The sequence below is a fragment of the Mycobacterium lehmannii genome, assembly GCF_002245535.1.
Classification (GTDB): Bacteria; Actinomycetota; Actinomycetes; order Mycobacteriales; family Mycobacteriaceae; genus Mycobacterium; species Mycobacterium lehmannii.
In genome coordinates this window covers 1-20898 of sequence record NZ_NKCN01000045.1, presented here as the reverse complement: position 1 = coordinate 20898, position 20898 = coordinate 1, and the positions used below count along the sequence as shown (strand labels likewise).

General features: G+C 68.6%; 17 protein-coding genes. 11 read left to right on the top strand and 6 right to left on the bottom strand.

All coding sequences use genetic code 11. From position 1 onward, the window contains the following. The first annotated feature begins 213 nt into the window (after window positions 1-213). Window positions 214-951 (top strand): hypothetical protein, encoded by a 738-nt coding sequence (locus CEX87_RS26250; RefSeq protein WP_064418098.1) that lies wholly within the window; start codon window positions 214-216, stop codon window positions 949-951. A 30-nt stretch (window positions 952-981) separates the two neighbouring features. Continuing rightward, window positions 982-2541 (top strand): HD domain-containing phosphohydrolase, encoded by a 1560-nt coding sequence (locus tag CEX87_RS26245; protein WP_416171932.1) that lies wholly within the window; start codon window positions 982-984, stop codon window positions 2539-2541. A gap of 9 nt (window positions 2542-2550) precedes the next feature. Here the strand turns inward: CEX87_RS26245 and CEX87_RS26240 are convergent, their stop codons facing one another. Together CEX87_RS26240 and CEX87_RS26235 are read right to left on the bottom strand one after the other, a co-directional pair. Continuing rightward, entirely contained in the window at window positions 2551-3684 is a 1134-nt protein-coding gene (locus CEX87_RS26240) for an NAD(P)/FAD-dependent oxidoreductase (protein WP_094289786.1), read from the bottom strand. A 60-nt stretch (window positions 3685-3744) separates the two neighbouring features. Beyond that, window positions 3745-4113, bottom strand: a complete 369-nt coding sequence (locus CEX87_RS26235) for a VOC family protein (protein WP_094289784.1) — start codon at window positions 4111-4113, stop codon at window positions 3745-3747. 57 nt (window positions 4114-4170) lie between these two features. Between CEX87_RS26235 and CEX87_RS26230 the strand changes: the two genes are divergently transcribed. Next, the gene (locus CEX87_RS26230; RefSeq protein WP_198957315.1) at window positions 4171-4899 is read left to right on the top strand and encodes a DUF3060 domain-containing protein; all 729 of its coding nucleotides are present in this window, start codon (window positions 4171-4173) and stop codon (window positions 4897-4899) included. Here the strand turns inward: CEX87_RS26230 and CEX87_RS26225 are convergent. Further along, window positions 4896-5792 (bottom strand): haloalkane dehalogenase, encoded by an 897-nt coding sequence (locus CEX87_RS26225; RefSeq protein WP_094289780.1) that lies wholly within the window; start codon window positions 5790-5792, stop codon window positions 4896-4898. The two genes, CEX87_RS26230 and CEX87_RS26225, sit on opposite strands and share 4 nt — an antisense overlap. A gap of 172 nt (window positions 5793-5964) precedes the next feature. On the opposite strand from CEX87_RS26225, the gene CEX87_RS26220 reads away from it, so the two are divergent. Further along, window positions 5965-6204 (top strand): hypothetical protein, encoded by a 240-nt coding sequence (locus tag CEX87_RS26220; RefSeq protein WP_094289778.1) that lies wholly within the window; start codon window positions 5965-5967, stop codon window positions 6202-6204. Between the two features lie 58 nt (window positions 6205-6262). Here CEX87_RS26220 and CEX87_RS26215 read toward each other — a convergent pair whose 3' ends face one another. From CEX87_RS26215 to CEX87_RS26205, 3 genes are read right to left on the bottom strand one after another with little or no spacing between them, the layout of a single operon-like run. Further along, on the bottom strand, window positions 6263-7111 hold the full coding sequence (locus tag CEX87_RS26215) for a sulfurtransferase (protein WP_094289776.1): 849 nt from the start codon (window positions 7109-7111) through the stop codon (window positions 6263-6265). A gap of 2 nt (window positions 7112-7113) precedes the next feature. Next, a complete protein-coding gene (locus CEX87_RS26210) occupies window positions 7114-7722 on the bottom strand; it encodes an HD domain-containing protein (protein WP_094289774.1) in 609 nt (202 codons plus the stop codon). 14 nt (window positions 7723-7736) lie between these two features. Continuing rightward, window positions 7737-8216, bottom strand: coding sequence for an LppP/LprE family lipoprotein (locus CEX87_RS26205; RefSeq protein ID WP_066810635.1), 480 nt, complete (start codon window positions 8214-8216; stop codon window positions 7737-7739). Between the two features lie 94 nt (window positions 8217-8310). On the opposite strand from CEX87_RS26205, the gene recC reads away from it, so the two are divergent. The 7 genes from recC to CEX87_RS26170 form a co-directional block, all read left to right on the top strand. Continuing rightward, entirely contained in the window at window positions 8311-11553 is a 3243-nt protein-coding gene (recC, locus tag CEX87_RS26200) for an exodeoxyribonuclease V subunit gamma (protein ID WP_094289772.1), read from the top strand. Next, on the top strand, window positions 11553-14840 hold the full coding sequence (recB, locus tag CEX87_RS26195) for an exodeoxyribonuclease V subunit beta (protein WP_094289792.1): 3288 nt from the start codon (window positions 11553-11555) through the stop codon (window positions 14838-14840). Before recC ends, recB begins: the two co-directional genes overlap by 1 nt. 5 nt (window positions 14841-14845) lie before the next feature. Then, window positions 14846-16525, top strand: coding sequence for an exodeoxyribonuclease V subunit alpha (gene recD / locus CEX87_RS26190; protein ID WP_094289790.1), 1680 nt, complete (start codon window positions 14846-14848; stop codon window positions 16523-16525). 243 nt (window positions 16526-16768) lie between these two features. Then, window positions 16769-18373 carry an SLC13 family permease gene (locus CEX87_RS26185; RefSeq protein WP_064418025.1) on the top strand — a complete coding sequence of 535 codons (1605 nt, stop codon included), beginning with the start codon at window positions 16769-16771 and terminating at the stop codon, window positions 18371-18373. Next, on the top strand, window positions 18370-19416 hold the full coding sequence (locus CEX87_RS26180) for a tartrate dehydrogenase (RefSeq protein ID WP_064418026.1): 1047 nt from the start codon (window positions 18370-18372) through the stop codon (window positions 19414-19416). Before CEX87_RS26185 ends, CEX87_RS26180 begins: the two co-directional genes overlap by 4 nt. Before the next feature lie 144 nt (window positions 19417-19560). Next, complete coding sequence (locus tag CEX87_RS26175; RefSeq protein WP_064397694.1) at window positions 19561-19884, top strand: WXG100 family type VII secretion target; 324 nt, start codon at window positions 19561-19563, stop codon at window positions 19882-19884. A gap of 9 nt (window positions 19885-19893) precedes the next feature. After that, window positions 19894-20898, top strand: a 1005-nt coding sequence (locus CEX87_RS26170; protein ID WP_158220796.1) for a TPR repeat domain-containing protein, incomplete at its 3' end; no start/stop codon positions are given.

Here is a 20898-nt window from a genome sequence, read left to right as displayed (position 1 = left end):
GGCCGCTGCAGCACTCAACCTCACCCGACTCCACACAGCCACCGCATAGACCGGGGCCACACCACCAACCTGTACCACCAACCTGTCACCGCCCACCGGCAACCAACCACAAATCGCAACAGCCACTCACCGAACGAAATCACTCACAAATCGCAACAGTTTTGGGGCGCTTGCCTCATGTCGGCGGCCTGCCCGGCGGCGCAGGATCACGGCATGACCACAGCACCTCAGGCCTTCGCCGCCGCCACCAAGACCATGCCGCTGCCCGATGGAGACGAGGAGCGGGTCGTCGGCTTCGGCGTCATGGGCTTGCCGTTCGCCAACGGCCACTACCTCGCCTACCGGGATTTCCCCGAGACGTCGTTCTCCCCCGCCTACAAATCGGTGTGGCATCGCACGCCGGATGGGGTGTGGACGTTCTACGCCACCACACCGGGACCGCAGAGCTGTTCGCGGTATTTCAGCTCGGCGACACCGGTCGACCCGGTCGTCTGCGCCATCGACGCCGCGTGGCTCACACCGTGGTCGCTGTCGATTTCCATTGCCGGAGTGCTGGATTGGCGCGTTGACATCGCAACCACAGCGGCCACCCGCCTGATGAGCGTCCTCGGGTCACGCATCCCCGCCGCCGCGGCGCGCAACCGCCCAATGCTGATGGCGATGAGCCGCATCGTCGGCCCGGTGCTGGGCGTCGGCAAGGTTCGGCTGACCGGCAACCTGCCCAACGGGCAGGAATTCCGCATCGCACCCCGGCGGGTGTGGGCAGTGGCCGACTCGTCGGCCGTCGCACACGGCGTCGACCTCGGTCCCGTCGGGCCGCACCCGATACAAGGCAGCCTGGCCGACTTCCAGCTGCCGCAACGGGGTATCTGCGTGGTCGCCCAGGGCCGGTTCGAGGCGTTCGACGTCACTCGTCACCGCGATGCGGTCCGTCTTGACCTATCGCACTGATCCGGCATGCAAACGGTGCAGAATCGGGCTGTGGCCGGCGCTCGAACCCCGCAGGAGCCTCCGACCCGGGCGGAAGTGCTCGCGGCGCTCTCTGTCGCGGTCGACCTCGGACTGGGTCAGCCCGCCGAGCACATGCTGCGGTCCGCACTCATCGCGACGCGAGTGGCCGACCGGCTGAACCTCACTGCCCGGCAGCGTGACTGCATCTACTACACGACGCTGATCATGTGGATCGGTTGTCACGCCGACTCGCACGAGTACGCCCGGTGGTTCGGCGACGACATCGCGGTGCGACGAAGCTCCTACCTCGTCGACTGGTCGGGCCTGCCGTATCAACGCTTCCTGCTGACCAACGTCGGCCGCGGGGAGTCACTGCTGACCCGGTTGAGGACGGCGGCGACGCTGTATGCCAATGCGCGAGGGCATATCTCGCAGCTGATCCACTCGCACTGTACGTCGGCCGGCCTGCTTGCCGAGCGCATCGGCCTGGACGCCGACGTACAGCACGCGCTGCGGTACACCTTCGAACGCTACGACGGCGGCGGACTGCCGACCGGCGCGTCCGGCGATGCGATACCAATCGAGATGCGGGTCGCTCAGGTCGCCGACATGGTCGAGGTGCACCAGCGCGAGTACGGCATCGACGGCGCGGTCGCGATGGCCCGCAGCAGGCGCGGGGGTCAGTTCGACCCCGCGGTTGTCGACGCGTTCGTCGCCGATCCGGCCGACGTGCTCGCGGTGCCGTCGACCGGAGACGTGTGGGCGACGGCCCTGCAGCACGCACCCGATCGCGGAACGCGCCTGGACTCCGGGTCGCTCGACACACTGCTGATGGCCCTCGGCGAGTTCGTCGACCTGAAATGCCCGTTCACACTGGGACATTCACGCGCGGTGGCCGATCTCGCCGCAGCCGCCGCCGAGGTGCTCGGGCTCGACGACGAGGCTGTCGCGACGACACGACGCGCCGGGTATGTGCACGATCTCGGCCGCATCGGGGTGTCGAACCAGGTCTGGTCGAAACCCACCGCGCTGACCATGGCGGAGTTCGAGCGCATGCGCCTGCATCCTTACCTGACCGAGCGGATCCTCTCTCAGGTGCCGGCCCTCAAGGACATCGCGTCGGTGGCGGCCAACCACCACGAGTGTCTCGACGGCTCCGGGTACCCGCGGGGTCTGGGCGCACGGCAGCTGACGATGCCCGATCGGTTGCTGGCGTGTGCGGTCAGCTACCAGAGCGCGCTGGAACCGCGACCGTACCGGGAGGCGCTCGGCCCCGCGGGCGCGGCGAGGCGGTTGCGCGAACGGGTGTCGAAGGGGCAATTGGATTCCGCGGCCGCCGATGCGGTCCTGCGCGCGTCCGGGCACGCGTCGGGCAGGCGACAGCCCCGCCCGGACGGTCTCACGAGCCGAGAGGTCGAGGTGCTGCGAATGGTCGCACAGGGCGCGAGCAACAAGGCCATCGCCGCCACGCTGGTGCTCAGCGAGAAGACGGTGCGCAATCACGTCGAGCACGTGTACGCCAAGATCGACGTTTCGAACCGGATCGGGGCCAGCATGTACGCACTCGAGCACGGCCTCGTATCAGACTGAAGACGTCCGTCAACCCGCGCCGAGCAACTCGCCGGCGCGGCGGTGGTCGTCGTCGGCGTTGAGGGTCAGCACGCCGACGACGTCGCCGCCCGCCTCGTACCAGACCGTGAACCCGGTGTGGTGGTCGACGAACCGGACCTCGTCGAAGTCGACACCCCAGCCGCGGTACTTGAGCACGGAAGTGCCGATGGTGCAGGAGAACCCGGGCACGGTGTCCCAAACTGCGCGGTAGCCGGCCGCGGTCAGGCCGGCGACGCGGCCTTGATGCGCGGCGTCGCGCCAGTGTTCGGCGACGATGGGTCTGCCAGCGGTGACGTTGTGCGCCAGCGCCGCATCGCCCGCGGCGTACACGTTGCGTGCCGAGGTGTGCATGTGCGCGTCGACGACGATGCGCCCGTCGCGGGTCTGCAGTCCGGCGGTTTCGGCGAGGCGGATGTCGGGGCGCACACCCGTCGCGCACACGACGAGGTCGGCGTCGACGGCCTCGCCGCTGTCCAACACCACATGGGTATCCTCGATCGCGGCGACGGCCGTCTCACCGGCGAACCGGACCCCGCTGTCCGACAGCAGTTTCGCGACGCGCTCACCGGCCTCGATCCCGAACCGGCGCTGCAGCGGGACGTGTTCGGCGGCCACGACCATCGTCGCGACCCCACGCTCGGCGAGACAGGACGCTGCCTCGCAGCCGATCAGGCCGCCGCCGATGACCACGGCGCAGTCGGAGTAGCGGGCGGCCATCTTCAGCGCGACCGCGTCGGCGAACGACCGCAGCGTCAGGGCCGACTCGATACCCGGGATGGGCGGTCGCACCGGGATGGACCCGGAGGCGACCACGAGATGCCAGTAGGGATAGCGCTGACCACCCGCCGTCACGACCTCCTGGCGGTCCACGTCGATGCGCTCGACGGTGATGCCGCGGACAAGGTCGACGGCATTGCGTTCGAACCAGTGCTCGCTGTGCAGCGCGAGTTTGGTGTCGCGGCCGCACAGGAAGTCCTTGCTCAGCGGCGGCTTCGCGTACGGCAGCGCCGGGTCGGTGGTCAGGATGCGCACGGGGATATCGGGGTGCTTGCTGCGGAACGTCTCCGCGGCGCTCACCCCGGCAGCACCGCTGCCCACGGCAACTAACCCTGGAGCCACCACGGAATGTGAGTACCAACTTCGGGCCCGCGATAACCGTGGGTCAGCAAATCGCCTTCGCCGCTAGTCGGGGATGCCCCAGACCAGACAGAACGTGTGTCCGGCGGGGTCGCGGAACACCCGGAACTTCGCGTCCTCCTCGGCGTCGGAGACCCGGGTGGCGCCGAGGTCGAGCACTTGATGTTGGGCGGCGTCGGGGTCGTCCACCGCGATGTCGAGGTGGAACTGTTGCGAACCGCGCGGATCCGGGAAGCGCGGCGGCTCGTGTTCCGGCGAGAGCTGGAACGCCAGCCGTCGGCCCTGCGGATCGGTGAGCACCACCCAGGTGTCGTCCTGCTTCTCGACCTGCCCGCCCAGGACGTCCGCGTAGAAGGTGGCCAGCCGCATCGGGTCCCGGCAGTCGACGACGGTGGATCGCAGCTTCCCAATCATGATCGTCGGGTTGCCGTTATTCAGGCGGCACAAACGACGGTGTGGCACCATCTGCGCATGAAACCCGAGGACGACCCGGAGGCGCGTATCCGGCAGCTGGAGCAACCGCTGGCCGACTACGGCGCGGTCGAATTGGGCACCTCACAGCCGGCCGGCACCGACTACCAGACGTCGGCCCTGCCCCCGCCGGTCTACGGTCCGCCGCACCAGCAGCCCTACCCCGCGCAGTCTCCCTACAGCGCACCGCCGTTCGGTGTCTCGTTTCCCCCGGGGCCGACGAAGAGCGGCGCGCCGTTCGGGTTGATCTTCGGGTTTGTCGCGGTCGTCGTGGTGGTCATCGTCGCAGGCATCGGCGCGCTTGTGTGGACGTTGTCGTCGGCGACGGAGGAGATCGCAGGCCAGCCCGGCATTTCCATCGCGACCGGGGACGATCCCCGCGGCGGCAGCGTGACGATCGGGCCGTCGCGCGAGGCGCCGACGTGGCTTCCGGACGACGAGCCGCCCAAGGTCGCCGTGGCACCGGCGGGCGGGCAGTACAGCGTGTCCGGGGTCGACGAAAACGAGACGATCGAGTGCAATGGCGCCAACATCAGCGTCAGCGGCGTCAACAACACGGTGACCCTGCTCGGTCACTGCCTGAGCGTCACGGTGTCGGGCGTCGAGAATCAGGTCACCATCGACAGCGTCGACCAGATCGGCGCGTCGGGGTTCGACAACCAGGTGACCTACCACTCCGGGGACCCCGAGGTGAACGTCACCTCCAGAAACACCGTCACCCAGGGTTAGGTGCGCCAGTCCAGTATTCGCTCGGCCAACTCGGGCCCGCAGTCCTCCTGTACGAAGTGGCTTCCGTTGATGCGGGCGTGGGGTTGCCCGGCTGCGCCGGGAACATGGTCGATCAGCGGACGGTCTGCGCGGCCGAGGATGGGATCCTTGGCGCCGAACACGCACAGGAACGGTTTCTCCCAGCGCCCCAACGCTTCCCAGGCCGTGCGGTTGGCCGGTAATGCCGGATCGTCCGGCTCGGTCGGTACCAGCGCCGGGAACGCGCGCGCCCCAGCCTGAAATCGTTTGGCGGGAAACGGCGCATCGTATCCGGCCCGGATGCGTGCGGGTACGTCGGTGACTGTGCCGAAGGCGACGATGCGTCCGGCAGGCAGTATCGGTGAGTGACGCGCGAACGCCCGCCAGATCCGAAAAGGTAGGTTGGCCGGGGTCTGACCGGCAGGCAGAAAGCCGTTGGCGACGACGATGCGCGCGACGCGGTCATCTTGTTCGGCGGCGATGCGCAATCCGATCAACGAACCCCAGTCCTGCACGAAGATCGTCGTGTCGCGCAGGTCGAGCGCCGAGAACCACGATGTGACCCATTCGACGTGACGCTGATACGTGTAATCCTCGATGCGACTGGGCTTGTCGGAGCGGCCGAACCCGATCAGGTCGGGTGCCAGTACCCGGTAGCCGCCGGCGGCCAGCGGCGGAATCATGGTGCGGTACAGGTAACTCCACGTCGGTTCGCCGTGCAACAGGACGACGACCTTGCCGTCGTGTGGGCCTTCGTCGACGTAGTGCATGCGCAGCGCCTCGGTGTCGGACGCGGTGACGTCGACGTAGTGCGGCGCGAAGGGATAGCCCGCGAGGTTGGTGAAGCGGTCGTCGGGCGTGCGCAGAACGTCCATGGGGTGCTCCTATCCGCCCCCTGAAGCTTAGGACCTGTCCCCCGATCGGTGGACACATGATTCGTCCGGTTCACCCGCCGGTCGGTCGACAGACATCGGCGCCGCGGTGCAGCACTGTTGAGTCATCGCCGGAGAACCGGCGCACAACCGGACTCGACGAGGAGATCCCGACATGAACGCCAACACCGCCCGCCGCACCGCCCAGTTCTTCGCCCTGCCGATCGTGGCAGCCGGAATCCTGGCCCTCGCCCTCGCCTTCGCCGGAGCCGCCAACGCCGAGACCAACTCCCCCGCGCCGCGGCCGCCCAGCATCGTCGCAACGCCGACGTTCACCGCGCACCCGGCCCCCGGCGCCCCCCACACTCACGGCATCCCTCATCTGCAGCAGGTTCAGCCCGGCTACCAACGTTGACCCCACAGCCACTCATCACAGAGGTCCTCCAGGTCGCTCTATCTCTGGAGGGCCTCAGTCATGGTCGGGAGCCGCGCGCCACCGGGCGCGACGGGTCCGAACTCCACTGCGACCAGGAACCGGGGAACAGCGCCGCGTCCACACCCACCGCCGCCAGGCCCGCGATCGTCAGCGCCGCGGTGACGCCCGACCCGCAGTAGACCGCCACCTCCCCGTCGCCCACATCCCCGAACGCTCGGGCCAGCTCGTCGTCGTCCAGCAGGGCCCCGCCGTCGCTCAGCAGGCTGGTGCTCGGCACGTTGACCGCGCCGGGGATGTGGCCGGCGACAGGGTCGACCGGTTCGACGTCGCCGCGGAACCGTTCGGGGGCCCGCGCGTCAAGCACCAGCCGGCCCGGCTCGAGCAGCGCGTCGGCAGTGACGGTCCGGCGAGCCCCGGCGTACAGGTCGTCGTGGGCGACGGTCACGTCGCCGGGCGCGGGTTCGACGACGCCGGATTCCAGTCGGCCGCCCGCCGCAGTCCACCCCGCGAGCCCGCCGTCGAGGATGCGGACGTCGTCGATGCCTGCGGCGGTCAGCACCCACCAGGCGCGTGCGGACCCGGCGCGGTTCCAGTCGTCGTAGACGACAACCGGCACCCCGGCCCGCACGCCCCACCGGCGGGCGGCGGCTTCAAGCGCCGACCCGGACGGCAACGGGTGCCGCCCAAGGTCTTCGACGGTGTGATCGCTCAGTTCCTCGTCGAGCGACACGTAGACCGCACCGGGCAGGTGCCGCTGTTCGTATGCCGCGCGGCCGTCGGGTTCCGCGAGGCTCCACCGCACGTCCAACAGCGTCAGGGTTTCACCAGCATCCAGCCGCCGCGCCACCTCTGCGGCCGAGATCCACACCGTGTCGCGTGCGCTCATACTCAGACGGTAGCGGCGACCGGCGGGCCGATCTCCTCGGCCAATGTCTCGATGACGCGGGACAGTTCGTCGACCAACCAGCTGTCGCTGCGGCGCCGGTACACCTCGAGCAGCGAGCGGTAGTACCACAGATGCTCGTGCGGGTCGTCGGTGTTGAAGCGCTGCCACACCTTCGGACCGAAGCGGCGCAGGTCGCGCAGGATTGCCCTGGCGTTGTCCAGCTTGTCGGCCATCGACACGCGAATCGTGCTGTCGGAGGCGGTGTTCAGGTGTTCGATGTAGCTCTGCTTGCGCTCGCGCCACGGCGGTTTGGGTGTGACGACGGTGTCGCTGCACTCCTCGACGATGGCGGCGACCTCGGGTCCGAAGCGCTCCTCGATGAGCACCAGTGTCGCGTCACCGCCCTGATCCTCGGCGGCGTCGTGCAGCAGCGCGGCGATGGCCTCGGTTTCGGTGCCGTCGGCCTCGATCACCAGCCCGGCAACCGACAGCAGGTGCCCGACATAAGGGACCTCGCTGGCCTTGCGGGTCTGGGTGCGGTGCAGTTCTGCGGCGAACCCCAGCGCCTCGTGGAATTTCGGGCCAAGGCGCGGTGACGTCGTTTCGCTCACCTCGCGCTCCTTCCTCAGGCCGTCGGTGGCGGCGGATCGAGCATCACGGCGCGGTCGCCGTTCCAGCGGTACCGGGCGCTGTGGATGGCCGCCGGCTCGCAGGCAGTGCACTCGCCCGGCACCTTGTAGGTCAGCACCACCATGTCGTCGCTGCTGGCCGCGGTGTCCAACGAGGTGAAGCCGTACGCCTTGGAAGTGCCCGTTCCCAGGTATTCACCGCGATGGAACAGCAGCGCCTGCACGGGCGAGCTACCGGTGCCGCCCTCGGTGGTCACCAGGATCGTGGACAGTTCCGCGCACGGGTCGTAGTTGCTGTCGACGGGCGTGGTGTCCCACTTGGCGCCGGTGAGCGGCTCGAACGGCAGCTGCGCGAACGCAAGGCGCAGCGCGTCGGCTTGGTCGGGACCGCAGGATGGCTGCGCGTTCGCGACCGGCATCGCGATCAACGGGATACAGGCGGCCACGGTCATCATCGCGGCCATCGAACGAAACATCGAGTGTTGGCTTCCCTGGCTTCCTCGCTTGCAAACGTCGACCGCCACCGTAAACCCCGCGCCGCGTCGGACCGACCTCCTATCGTGGGCTGCGATGGCGCTTCACATCCATCGGGCAGAACGCACCGATCTTCTCGCCGACGGGCTCGGCACGCTGCTTTCCGATCCCCTACCTGACCCGTTCGCCGAGGAACTGGTGATCGTTCCGGCCAAGGGTGTCGAGCGCTGGTTGAGCCAGCGGTTGAGTCACGCGCTCGGGCGTGGCGCCGGCAGCGACGGCGTCTGCGCCGGCATTGCGTTTCGCAATCCCCGTTCATTGATCGCCGAGCTCACCGGCACCGAGCAGGATGACCCGTGGTCGCCAGACGCGATGGTGTGGCCGCTGATGGAGGTCATCGACGCCACCTGCTCCGAGGATTGGTGCACACCGCTGGCCACCCACCTCGGCCACTTCGAAACCGGCGAGGAAAAGGAGCTGAGGCAGGGCCGGCGTTACGCCGTCGCCCGCAGGTTGGCCGGGCTGTTCGCCTCCTACGCCCGCCAGCGCCCGCAGCTGCTGGTCGACTGGGAGAACGGCGCCGACGGCACCATCCCGGCCGACCTCGCCTGGCAGCCGCCGCTGTGGCGCGCTCTCATCGAGCACATCGACGCCGACACGCCGCACATCCGGCACGCCAAAACCGTTGTGAGGCTGAGGGAGTCGCCGACCGATCTGCCTGACCGGCTGTCGTTGTTCGGGCACACCCGGCTGCCCAGCACCGAGATCGAACTGCTCGAGGCACTCTCCACCCATCATGACTTGCATTTGTGGCTCCCGTATCCCAGCGACGACCTCTGGCAGCAACTCAAGGGAACACACGGCCAGATCCCTCGTCGCGAGGACACCAGCCATCGCCGTGTCGGCCACCCTCTGCTCGCCACGCTCGGCCGCGACCTTCGCGAACTGCAGCGTGCGCTGCCCGACGACGCCCGCACCGACGAATATCTCGGCGGCCGGCCCCACCCGAACACGCTCCTCGGGTGGCTGCAATCCGACATCGGCGACAACACGATCCGGCGAGAAGACCGGAGGCACAACGCCATTGACCGCTCGGTGCAGGTGCACAGCTGCCACGGGTCCGCCCGCCAGATCGACGTGCTCCGCGAAGTCCTGCTCGGACTGCTCGCCGACGACCCGACGCTCGAACCGCGCGACATTCTCGTCATGTGTCCGGACATCGAGACCTACGCACCGCTGATCGTGGCCGGTTTCGGGCTGGGTGACATGATCAAGGGCGTGCATCCCGCACATCAGTTGCGGGTCCGTCTCGCCGACCGGTCCCTCGTCCAGACCAATCCGCTGCTCGGGGTCGCGTCCCAGTTACTGGCATTGGCCGGGGGGCGGGCCACATCCAGTGAGGTGCTCAACCTCGCGCAGGCCGCGCCGGTGCGGGCCCGCTTCGGCTTCACCGACGACAACCTCGAGGACATCACCCGCTGGGTGCGTCAGGCCAACATCCGCTGGGGCTTCGACACCGAGCACCGCCGGCCGTATGGCGTCGACTTCGTCCAGAACACATGGCGTTTCGGCATCGACCGGGTGCTGGCGGGGGTGGCCATGTCCGACGACTCCCAGGCCTGGCTCGACACCACGCTGCCCCTCGACGACGTGGGCAGCAACCGGGTCGACCTTGCCGGCCAGCTCGCCGAGTACATCGACCGCCTGCGACATGCCGTGCAATCCCTGACCGGGACGCGACCACTCGAGCAGTGGCTGCAGGCACTGACCGACAGCATCGCCTTGCTGACCCGAGTTGGCGACGACGATGCCTGGCAGACAGCGCAACTCGAGCGCGAGTTCGCCGACGTGCTGGCCACCGCGGGCACTCGCGCAGACACCTTGATGCGGCTGTCCGACGTCCGCGCCCTGCTCGACCGCCACCTCGCGGGCCGGCCGACCCGCGCGAACTTCCGCACCGGCACCCTGACGGTGTGCACGATGGTGCCGATGCGGTCGGTGCCGCACCGGGTGGTGTGCCTGGTCGGTCTCGACGACGGAGTGTTCCCCCGGCTGGGAGTGGTCGACGGTGACGACGCGCTCGCCCGTGAGCCGATGACCGGAGAGCGCGACATCCGGTCCGAGGACAGGCAATTGCTGCTCGACGCCATCGGCGCGGCCACCGAGACGCTGGTAATCACCTACACCGGCGCCAACGAGTACTCCGGTCAGGAACGACCGCCCGCCGTTCCGCTGGCCGAACTGCTCGACACCCTAGACCGCACCACCGAGCACCCGGTCCGCGACACGATTGTGGTGCACCATCCACTGCAGCCGTTCGACACCCGCAACGTCATCCCCGGCGCGCTGATCCCGAAGGAGCCGTTCACGTTCGACTCCACGGTTCAACGCGCGGCGCTCACCCGCGCGGCCGAACGCGCGGAACGGCCGGCATTCGTCTCGGGACCGCTACCCCCGCCCCCACCCGACGACGTCGTACTCGCCGATCTCGCCGGGTTCTTCCGCGATCCCGTCAAGGGGTTCTTCCGCGCGATGGAGTACACGTTGCCGTGGGAGGTCGACGGTGTCGACAATGCGATGCCCGTCGACATCGATGCGCTAGAGGAGTGGACGGTCGGCGATCGCGTGCTGCGGGACATGTTGAGCGGCATGGATCCCGACCAGGCGCGCCAGGCCGAGTGGCGGCGCGGCACGCTGCCTCCCGGCCACCTCGGATGGCGTCGCGCTAATGAGATCTGTGAGCAGGCCTCGCTCATCTGCGACGTCGCGCGACCGTACCGAGGCGCCGATGCGACGGCGATCGACATCGACGTCGAGATCGGCGGTGGCCGGCGGGTCACCGGAACCGTCACGCCGGTCTACGGTGAGCGGCTGGTCTCGGTCACCTACTCCAAGCTCGACGGCCGTCATCTGCTGCAACCGTGGATCCTGTTGCTGGCGTTGCTGGCTCACGAACCCGGTCGCGAGTTCAAGGCGGTCAGCATCGGGCGGGCCAGGCGCGGCACCACGCCGCGGGTCGAGTCGATGGGCAGGCCGGCCGAGCATGCCCGCGATCTGCTCGCCGATCTGGTGGCGATGTACGACCAGGGCCGCCGCGAACCGCTCCCGCTGCCGGTGAAGACGTCTTACGCGTGGGCCGAAGCCGTGCACGGCCACGGCGACCCCGAGCAGCGGGCCGGCTACAAGTGGCGCTCCGGTATGTATCCCGGCGAGGAGGCCGAACCCGCCTACCAACTGGCGTTCGGCAAGAACACGTGGTTGGCACACCTCGTCGGACGCGGCCTCGACACCTACGCCGGGCGGCTGTGGCTGCCGATGCTGCGGGCGCTGGAGACCTGATGCAACCCTTCGATCTTCTGGGTGAGCTACCCGCCCACCGCTCCACCACCGTGCTGGAAGCCAGCGCAGGCACCGGTAAGACCTTCGCGTTGGCCGGGCTCGTCACCCGCTACCTCGCCGAGGGTGTCGCGACGCTCGACCAGATGCTGCTGATCACGTTCAGCCGCGCGGCCAGCCAGGAACTGCGCGACCGGGTCAGGCGCCACATCGTCGACGCCGTACAGGCTTTCGTCGACCCGTCGAGCGTCGACACCAACGAGATCATCGACCATCTGCTCCAGGGCACCCCCGACCAACTCGCCGACCGCGAACGCAATCTGCGCGACGCGCTGGCCGCGTTCGACGCCGCGACCATCGCCACCACACACCAGTTCTGCCAACTGGTGCTCAAATCGCTGGGTGTCGCCGGCGACAGCGACTCCCGCGTCACTCTGGTCGAGAGCCTCGAGGAACTCGTCACCGAGATCGTCGACGACCTCTACCTGCACCACTTCGGCCGCGAACGCGACAACCCGCTGCTGACCTATGCCGATGCGCTGCGGCTGGCCAAACAGGTCGTCGAGCACCCGGCGACCGAGCTGCGGCCGAAGGACCCCGCACCGGATTCACGCGCGGAGGTCTGCGTCCGGTTCGCCAGAGACGTTCTCGACGAGCTGGAGGTCCGCAAGCGGCGCAAGGGGATTCTCGGTTACGACGATCTGCTGAGCCGGTTGGCCGATGCGCTGGAGGCCGATGACTCCCCGGCGCAGCTGCGCATGCACCAGCGTTGGCCGATCGTGATGGTCGACGAGTTCCAGGACACCGATCCGGTGCAGTGGCGCGTGATCGACCGCGCGTTCAGCGGACGTTCGACGCTCATCCTGATCGGCGACCCCAAGCAGGCGATCTACGCGTTCCGCGGTGGCGATATCGTCACCTACCTGAGCGCCGCCTCGAAGGCCGACGTCCAGAAGACGTTGGCCACCAACTGGCGCAGCGACGAGGCGCTGGTGAACCGGCTGCAGGCGGTGCTGCGCGGCGCGCAACTGGGCCACGACAAGATCGTCGTGCACGACGTCGCCGCCAAGCACGAAGGTTCGCGGCTCGTCGGCGCCCCGTGCGACGATCCGTTCCGGTTGCGGGTTGTGCGCCGAAACACGTTCGGCCGCAGCGGAACCAGCGTCCTGCCGATCGATCAGCTGCGCGCCCACATCCCCAAGGATCTGGCGGGCGACATCGGTGCGCTGATCGACGCCGGCGCCACGTTCGACGGTCGTCCCCTCGGTGCGGGTGACATCGCGGTCATCGTCGAGAACCACCGCGATGCGCGGGTCTGCTACCGGGCGCTGTGCGACGCGGGCATTCCCGCGGTGTACACCGGCGACTCCGACATCTTCAGCTCCGACGCCGCCGAGGACTGGTTGGCGCTGCTCGAGGCGTTCGACCAGCCGCACCGGCCCGGTGTGGTCCGCGCGGCGGCCGCGACCATGTTCTTCGGCGAGACGGCAGAGTCACTCGTCACGGGCGGCGACCGGCTGACCGACCGCATCGCAGAGACGCTGCGAGAGTGGGCGGGTCACGCCCGAGAGCGCGGGGTGGCGGCGATCTTCGAGGCTGCGCAACTGGCCGGCATGGGCGACCGCGTGTTGTCGTGGCGCAACGGTGAGCGACAGATGACCGACCTGGCCCACATGACCCAGCTGCTGCAGGAGGCCGCCCACCGCGAACACTTCACGCTGCCCGCGCTGCGGGACTGGCTGCGGGCCCAGCGCGACGAACGCAGCGGCGCCGCTGAGCGATTCCGCCGCCTCGACAACGACGCTGCGGCCGTTCAGGTGATGACTGTGTTCGTCGCCAAGGGCCTGCAGTTCCCTGTCGTCTATCTGCCGTTCGCGTTCAACCGTCACGTGTTCGAACCCGAGCTGGTGCTCTACCACGAAGGCGACACACGGTGCCTGCACATCGGCGGCAACGACAGTCCCGACTTCCACGCGGTGTCCAAGGCGGGCCGCGAGGAGGACGCCAGCGACGACAGCCGCCTCATGTACGTCGCGATGACGCGGGCCCAGTCGCAACTGGTCGCCTGGTGGGCGCCCTCCCGTGACGAGCCGAACGGTGGACTGTCACGGCTGCTGCGCGGCCGGCGGCCCGGCGAGCCGATGGTTCCGGATGTCGTTGTCCCCGGCAAGGTTTCCGATGACGACGCAATGGCGCGCTTCAGAGAGTGGGAGGCCGTCGGCGGACCCGTGATCGAGGAGTCGGTGCCGCGTCCGAGGCCCGCGCGCCCGGAGCCGCCCGGTCCCGAAGAAGTCCGGGCCCGCCATTTCCACCGTCTCATCGACACGGCGTGGCGCCGAACGTCCTACAGCGGGTTGATCCGCGCGGTCGAGGCGACACCGGTCAGCAGCGAACCCGAAGTGGCCGAACTCGACGACGAGGTCGCCGAAATCCCGTTGACGACAGAGGCGGTCGGGGCCGACGTGCCGTCGCCGATGGCCGAGCTGCCGACCGGCGCGAAGTTCGGCTCGTTGGTGCACGCGGTGCTCGAAACCGCGGATCCGTTCGCCGTCGATCTCGCCGCGGAACTTCAGGCTCGGATCCGTGAGCACTCCGCGTGGTGGCCGGTCGACGTCGACGCCGGTGAGCTGGCGGCGGCGATGGTGCCGATGCACGACACGCCGCTCGGACCACTGGCCGACGGCGCCACGCTCCGGCAGATCGGGCTGCGGGACCGGATGCTGGAGATGGACTTCGAATTCCCCTTGGCGGGCGGCGATTTGCGCAGGTCTGCGCCCGACATCCGGCTCGCTCACGTCGGCGAGCTGTTACATGCACACCTACCCGCGGACGACCCGCTGGCCTCGTATGCGGAGCGGTTGACCGGAGCGGGCCTGGGACCGCAACCACTGAAGGGCTACCTGTCGGGCTCGGTGGATGCGGTGCTGCGCATCAACGACAGTTACCTCGTCGTCGACTACAAGACGAACTGGCTCGGCGACCCCAACCGGCCCCTCACCGCGGCGGACTACTCCCGCCCGCGACTGGCCGAGGCGATGCTGCACTCGGACTATCCGCTGCAGGCGTTGCTGTACAGCGTTGTGCTGCACCGCTTTCTGCGGTGGCGGCTGGCCGGGTACACGCCCGAGCGGCATCTGGGCGGCGTGCTGTATCTGTTCCTGCGCGGGATGTGCGGGTCGGACACCCCGATCGAGGACGGTCATCCCGCCGGTGTGTTCAGCTGGAAACCGCCGACGGCGTTGATCACCGCGCTGTCGGATCTGCTCGACGCGGGCAGGGCCGCGGCGTGACCGGCGTGGAGTGGCGGCGGGCGATCAGCGCCACCGGGCTGCTGCGCACCTTCAGCGACGCCGAAGTTCTCGATGCGTCGGATGTACATGTTGCACAACGGCTCTGTGATCTCGTCAAGGCGCCCGACGAACGGGTCGCGCTCGCTGTTGGGCTTGTGGTGCGCGCACTGCGCAACGGGTCGGTATGCCTGAACCTGCGGACCGTCGAGCAGCAGGTCGGCATCGACGGGCTACCGTGGCCCGCCGTCGACGATTGGTTCGCCGCCATCGCCGCGCACCCGCTGACCGGTCGGCCACCGGTGCTGCACGTCGACGGAGACCTGCTGTACCTCGACCGGTACTGGCTCGAGGAGCAGCAGGTGTGCGACGACATCCTGTCGATGACCGCCGGCAGGCCCACCCCGCCGTTGCCGGACCTGGACAGGCTGTTCCCGCCGGGCTTCGAGGAGCAGCGCGCCGCTGCGGAACTGGCCCTGTCACAGGGTCTGACGGTGCTCACGGGCGGGCCGGGCACAGGGAAAACCACGACGGTGGCGCGCCTGCTCGCCCTCCTCACGAGGGGAACACGGCTGCGAATCGCGTTGGCGGCGCCGACGGGCAAGGCGGCCGCGCGTCTGCAGGAGGCGGTGCAACTGGAGGTGAACAAACTCGACGCTGCCGACCGCCAAGCGTTGTCCGGGCTGCACGCCACGACGTTGCACCGCCTGCTCGGGAGCCGGCCGGACACGTCGGCGCGGTTTCGGCACAACCGCTACAACAGGTTGCCGCACGACGTGATCGTCGTCGACGAGACGTCGATGGTATCGCTGACGATGATGGCGCGACTGCTGGAGGCGGTGCGGCCGGAGGCCCGGCTCATCCTGGTCGGCGACCCGGACCAGTTGGCGTCGGTGGAGGCGGGTGCGGTCCTCGCCGACCTGGTCGACGGTCTCGGCGAGGACCGGATCGCGGAGTTGAAGACGTCGCACCGCTTCGGCGAGTCGATCGGGCGGCTGGCCACCGCGATCCGCACCGGCGACGAGAACACGGTCATTGACGTGTTGCGCTCGGGCGGAGACCACATCGAATGGGTGGACACCGAGGAGCCGTCCGAGCAGCTCCGTAAAGTATTGGTGCCGAACGCGATTGCGCTGCGAACGGCGGCGGTTCTCGGTGATGGCGACGCGGCGTTGGGCATCTTGGCCGAACACCGGTTGCTGTGCGCGCATCGCCGCGGCCCGTTCGGGGTGCGGTATTGGAACCATCAGGTCGAGCGGTGGCTGTCGGAGTTGACCGGCGAGCCGATCTGGTCGACGTGGTACGCCGGGCGGCCGGTGTTGGTGACCGCGAACGACTACGGGCTCAACCTCTACAACGGCGACGCCGGGGTGACGGTGCTGCGCGACGGGGTGCTGCGCGCGGTCATCGCCGGCACGGAACGGTTGGAGTTCGCGACCAGCCGGCTCGCCGAGGTCGACACGATGCATGCGATGACGATTCACAAGTCGCAGGGCAGCCAGGCCGACGAGGTCACGGTGCTGCTGCCGCCCGAGGATTCGCGGCTGCTCAGCCGCGAGTTGTTCTACACCGCGGTGACCAGGGCGAAAGAGAAGATCCGCGTCGTCGGCCCGGAGGCCTCGGTGCGGGCCGCCGTGCAGCGCCGGGCCGTGCGCGCGTCGGGCCTGGCGCGCCGCCTGCGCACCTGACCTCCCGCGCGCCCCCAACGCTCGCCCGCCGCCCGTGCCCCTGACTACTCCCGCGCCGCCCGCGCCGCCGACTTCTGGCGCGAACGTGGGTTACCCGCACACTTTTCGCGTCTGAAGCGTGCGGGTAACCCACGTTCGGCGACCGGCCGGACGCGCTCGCGATGTTTAGCCCCGCCCATCGACCGGGCACTCCTTCCCGGCGATTGTGGCGTTGCACACACCACCGGGTGGACGGAGCCGGCAATGAGCACGGAGAACCAGGTCACACCGACCGACGTCGACAAGGCCCTGCTCGGCAGCGCGACCTACCGAAGCCTGGGCGAACAGAAGCTCTCGCCGCGAGAGGAACGGTTCGAGAAGGGCCGCCGCACGCTCGGCCTGTTCCTCGCCCCGCTGCTGACCGCCGTCTTCCTCGTCCTGCCGATGGACATCCCCCGCGAGCAACAGGTGCTCGGGGCGGTCCTACTCGGCGTGATCGCGCTGTGGATCACCGAGGCGGTGCCGATCCCGATCGGCGGCCTACTCGGCGTCGCGGTCGCGGTGTTCCTCGGGGTCGCACCCGTCGACGATGTGCTCGGCCCGTTCGGATCCTCGACCATCTTCACGTTCATCGGCGCGTTCATCCTCGCCCAGGCGATGCTCAAACACGGTGTGGCGCGGCGCTTCGCGTTCCGCATCCTGGCCCTACCGCGGGCCGGCCGCTCGACCACCGGCGTCATCATCGCGTTCGGCGCGATCACGGCCCTGCTGTCGGCGTTCGTGTCCAACACCGCGACGGTGGCGATGCTGTTGCCGACGGCGATCGGCATCCTGTCGGTGATCGCCAAGCTCCTCCAGCAGCGCGGCGACGTCGAACCCGACTTCGACCCGCAACGGCTGCGGGTGGGCGCGGCCCTCATGCTGATGCTCGCCTACGGCGCCAGCGTCGGCGGCCTGCTCACTCCGGTCGGCAGCCCGCCGAACCTGATCGGGCGCGGGCTGATCGAAGAGGCCACCGGCGAGCGGATCAGCTTCGGACAGTGGATGGTGCTGGCGATTCCCATCTGCTTCGTGATGTTCCTGCTGCTGGCGCTGATCCTGCTGCGGCTCAACAAACCCGAGATCAAACGCATCGACGGCGTCGCCGAATACGTGGCCAGTGAACGCGAGAAACTGGGCAAGCTGTCGCGGGCCGAGAAGAACACGCTAATCGCGTTCGGCGTCACCGTGACGCTGTGGATCCTGCCCGGCGTGTTCGCGGTGATCACCGGAACCGAGTCCACCACCTACGAATTCGTCAGCGACCGCCTCGACGAGGGCGTGGTCGCGGTCTTCGGCGCCTCGCTGCTGTTCCTGCTGCCCACCGACTGGCAGAGCCGCGAGTTTACGCTGCGCTGGAAGGACGCCGCCGAAATCGACTGGGGCACAATCATCCTGTTCGGTACCGGCATCATCTTCGGCTCGCTGATCTCCTCGACGGGGCTAGCCGAGACCATCGGCACCTCCGTAAACGACGCGCTCGGCCTGACGAGCGGCATCGCGATCACCATCTTCGCGGTGATCCTGGCGATCATCGTCTCCGAAACCACCAGCAACACCGCGTCGGCCGCAGTGGTGGTGCCGATCGTGATACCGGTGGCGGTGGCCGCGGGCATCAACCCGTTCGTGCCGGCGCTGGCGGCGACGTTCGCGGCGTCGTTCGGCTTCATGCTGCCGGTGTCCACCCCACAGAACGCGATCGTCTACGGTTCGGGCGTCGTCCCGATCACGAAGATGATCCGCTCCGGCGTCGCCTTCGACATCGCGGGCGCTATCCTGATCATCATCTTGCTGCCGCTGATGATCAGCCTCTTGGGATTGGGTACATGACCGATATCGCCGTCATTCCCGGTGACGGGATCGGTACCGAGGTTATCGCGTCGGCGCGCGCGGTGCTCGACGCGGTCGCGAAGAAACATGGAATCGCGTTGTCGTACACCGAGTTCGACTGGTCGTGTCAACGCTACGCGGACCAGGGCGCGATGATGCCCGACGACGGAATCGAGACACTGCGCGGATTCGACGCCATCTTCCTGGGCGCGGTCGGGTGGCCGGGCGTGCCCGACCACGTGTCGCTGTGGGGTCTGCTCATCCCGATCCGCCGCGCGTTCCGCCAGTACGTGAACATGCGGCCGATCCGGGTGTTCGACGGCGTCGAAAGCCCGCTGCGCACGGCGCAAGATGTCGACTTCGTCGTGGTCCGCGAGAACGTCGAAGGCGAGTACAGCGAGATCGGCGGACGGCTCAACCGCGGCTTTCCCGACGAAATGGCGGTCCAGGAGTCGGTTTTCACGCGCAACGGCGTCGGCCGCATCGCGGACTTCGCGTTCGAGCTCGCCCGCACCCGCCGCGGGTACGTGACGTCGGCGACCAAGTCCAACGGCATCGTGCACACGCTGCCGTTCTGGGACGAGGTCGTCGCCGAGCGGGCGTCGCACTACCCCGACGTGCGGCTCGACAGCGAGCACATCGACGCGCTGGCCGCCAAGTTCGTGCTGCAGCCACAGCGATTCGACGTCGTCGTCGGCTCGAACCTGTTCGGCGACATCCTCAGTGACCTCGCCGCCGCGGTCGCGGGTTCGATCGGGATAGCACCGTCGGCCAATCTCGACCCCACCAAGCAGTACCCGTCGATGTTCGAACCCGTACACGGATCGGCCCCCGATATCGCCGGGCAGGGCATCGCCAACCCGATCGGCGCGGTGTGGTCGGCGGCGCTGATGCTCGAGCATCTCGGACACGCGGACGCCGCCGGTGAGGTGCTGGGCGCCATCGAGTCGACACTGGCCGCGCCGGAGACCCGGACCGGCGACCTCGGCGGGCGGGCGTCGACCGCCGAAGTGACCGACGCGCTCGTCGCGCGGTTGGGGTAACCGATCCCAGCAAACTTCTGCACTCCACCGACACCCCGCTGGGACCGCCCGAAATTCGTGCATCTAGGGGTATCGCGGCGATGGTAATGTTGGCCGGCAAACATGTGTGTCCCTTGGACCGCCGGCGAGCGTTGGGAAAGGCGAATGAGCGACAATCTGCGGGTAGACCCCTTGGAGGTCCGGATGGCCGCCGACCACGTCAACGCGGCCGCCGACAGCCTGAGGTCTGCCCACGGCACCGCGCACGAGCGAATGGGCGCCGCCGCGCCCGGCTGGATCGGCTCGAGCGCCTCGGGACTCTCAGCAACCACCACGAAGTGGGAAGAGGAGTCCGCCGCGCATTACACCGAACTCGTCAAACATGCCGAGGATCTGCGCTCGGCAGCGGCGAAGTATGTACGCACGGACGACAATGCTGCTACCGAAATCGAGTCTGCGGGATCGAATTTGGGCACCATGGGGCTCTGACCCGTGGGGATGACGTTGGCCGACGTTGCGCGTTGGCAACCCGAGCAGATCGACGAGGTCTCCAAAGCCGCGGCGCACCGGGCTCGCACCAGCGGTGAGACCGCCGAGGCGCTGCGCAATCTCTCGGTGTTCGGGTCGTGGAAAGGCCGGGCCGGCGAGGCCGCGCAGCAGGCCATCGAGCAGTCGGCCACCAAGCTCGACACCACGCAGAAGGAAGCCATTCTGGTGTCGCTCGGCGCGCAGAAGGCCGCGGCCGATGCCCGCTCGGTCAAGAACGACCTCAACAGCCTCGTCGACTACGCGGCCGCCGCCCCGGCGGTGCAGCTGGACCTGAACACCGGCACGGTCACTCCTCCCGACACGACCGGGTGGACCGACGAGGAGATCGCGCAGCTCGAGAAGAAGATGGCCGAAGTGGAGAACCGCGCGGTCGCGGTGCTGGCCGCCGCCGAGGAGGTCGACGGCGACCTGGCCCGGGTGCTGTCCGCGGCCACCGGCGGCGATCCAACCGCCCCCGCCGAGCAGGGCAGCGCCGACGGCGAATCGCTGCAAGACGGGGAGCTCACCCCCGAAGAGCTCGCGCGACTCGAGGAGAACACCACGCTGACCCCGCAGGAGCAGGAAGCGTTGGCGCGCGGTGAGCTGGTACTGCCGGCCAGCCAGATGGACTACCTGAACCAGCTCTCGCGGTCGCTGGATGGCAAGAGCCCGGCCGAGATTCGCGCGATGATGGACAAGCTCGGCCCGAACGGGGGTCGCGTCGCCGACGCGCTGCAACTGGTGTCCAACGAGAACATCACGGTCGCCGGAGCCAACCCCGACGCCAAACCCGGCGACGCCGGATACGTGCCGGCTCGCGGTGGTATGCAGAACCTGCCGTCGGGCATCCGCGAAACGTTCGAGGCGCCGCTGCGCGGACCCACCGCACCCACCCCCGGAACCAACGACAAGGGCAACCCCACCCTCGAATGGCCCGACGGCAGGTTCTGCATACCACCGCGAGCCGGCACGTAT

Coding starts and splice junctions, on each gene's coding strand:
- CEX87_RS26220 (WP_094289778.1), top strand. CDS start 5,965: ATGAACGCCAACACCGCCCGCCGCACCGCCCAGTTCTTCGCCCTGCCG.
- CEX87_RS26230 (WP_198957315.1), top strand. CDS start 4,171: ATGAAACCCGAGGACGACCCGGAGGCGCGTATCCGGCAGCTGGAGCAA.
- CEX87_RS26225 (WP_094289780.1), bottom strand. CDS start 5,792: ATGGACGTTCTGCGCACGCCCGACGACCGCTTCACCAACCTCGCGGGC.
- CEX87_RS26185 (WP_064418025.1), top strand. CDS start 16,769: ATGAGCACGGAGAACCAGGTCACACCGACCGACGTCGACAAGGCCCTG.
- CEX87_RS26215 (WP_094289776.1), bottom strand. CDS start 7,111: ATGAGCGCACGCGACACGGTGTGGATCTCGGCCGCAGAGGTGGCGCGG.
- CEX87_RS26205 (WP_066810635.1), bottom strand. CDS start 8,216: ATGTTTCGTTCGATGGCCGCGATGATGACCGTGGCCGCCTGTATCCCG.
- CEX87_RS26235 (WP_094289784.1), bottom strand. CDS start 4,113: ATGATTGGGAAGCTGCGATCCACCGTCGTCGACTGCCGGGACCCGATG.
- CEX87_RS26180 (WP_064418026.1), top strand. CDS start 18,370: ATGACCGATATCGCCGTCATTCCCGGTGACGGGATCGGTACCGAGGTT.
- recB (WP_094289792.1), top strand. CDS start 11,553: ATGCAACCCTTCGATCTTCTGGGTGAGCTACCCGCCCACCGCTCCACC.
- recC (WP_094289772.1), top strand. CDS start 8,311: ATGGCGCTTCACATCCATCGGGCAGAACGCACCGATCTTCTCGCCGAC.
- CEX87_RS26175 (WP_064397694.1), top strand. CDS start 19,561: ATGAGCGACAATCTGCGGGTAGACCCCTTGGAGGTCCGGATGGCCGCC.
- CEX87_RS26250 (WP_064418098.1), top strand. CDS start 214: ATGACCACAGCACCTCAGGCCTTCGCCGCCGCCACCAAGACCATGCCG.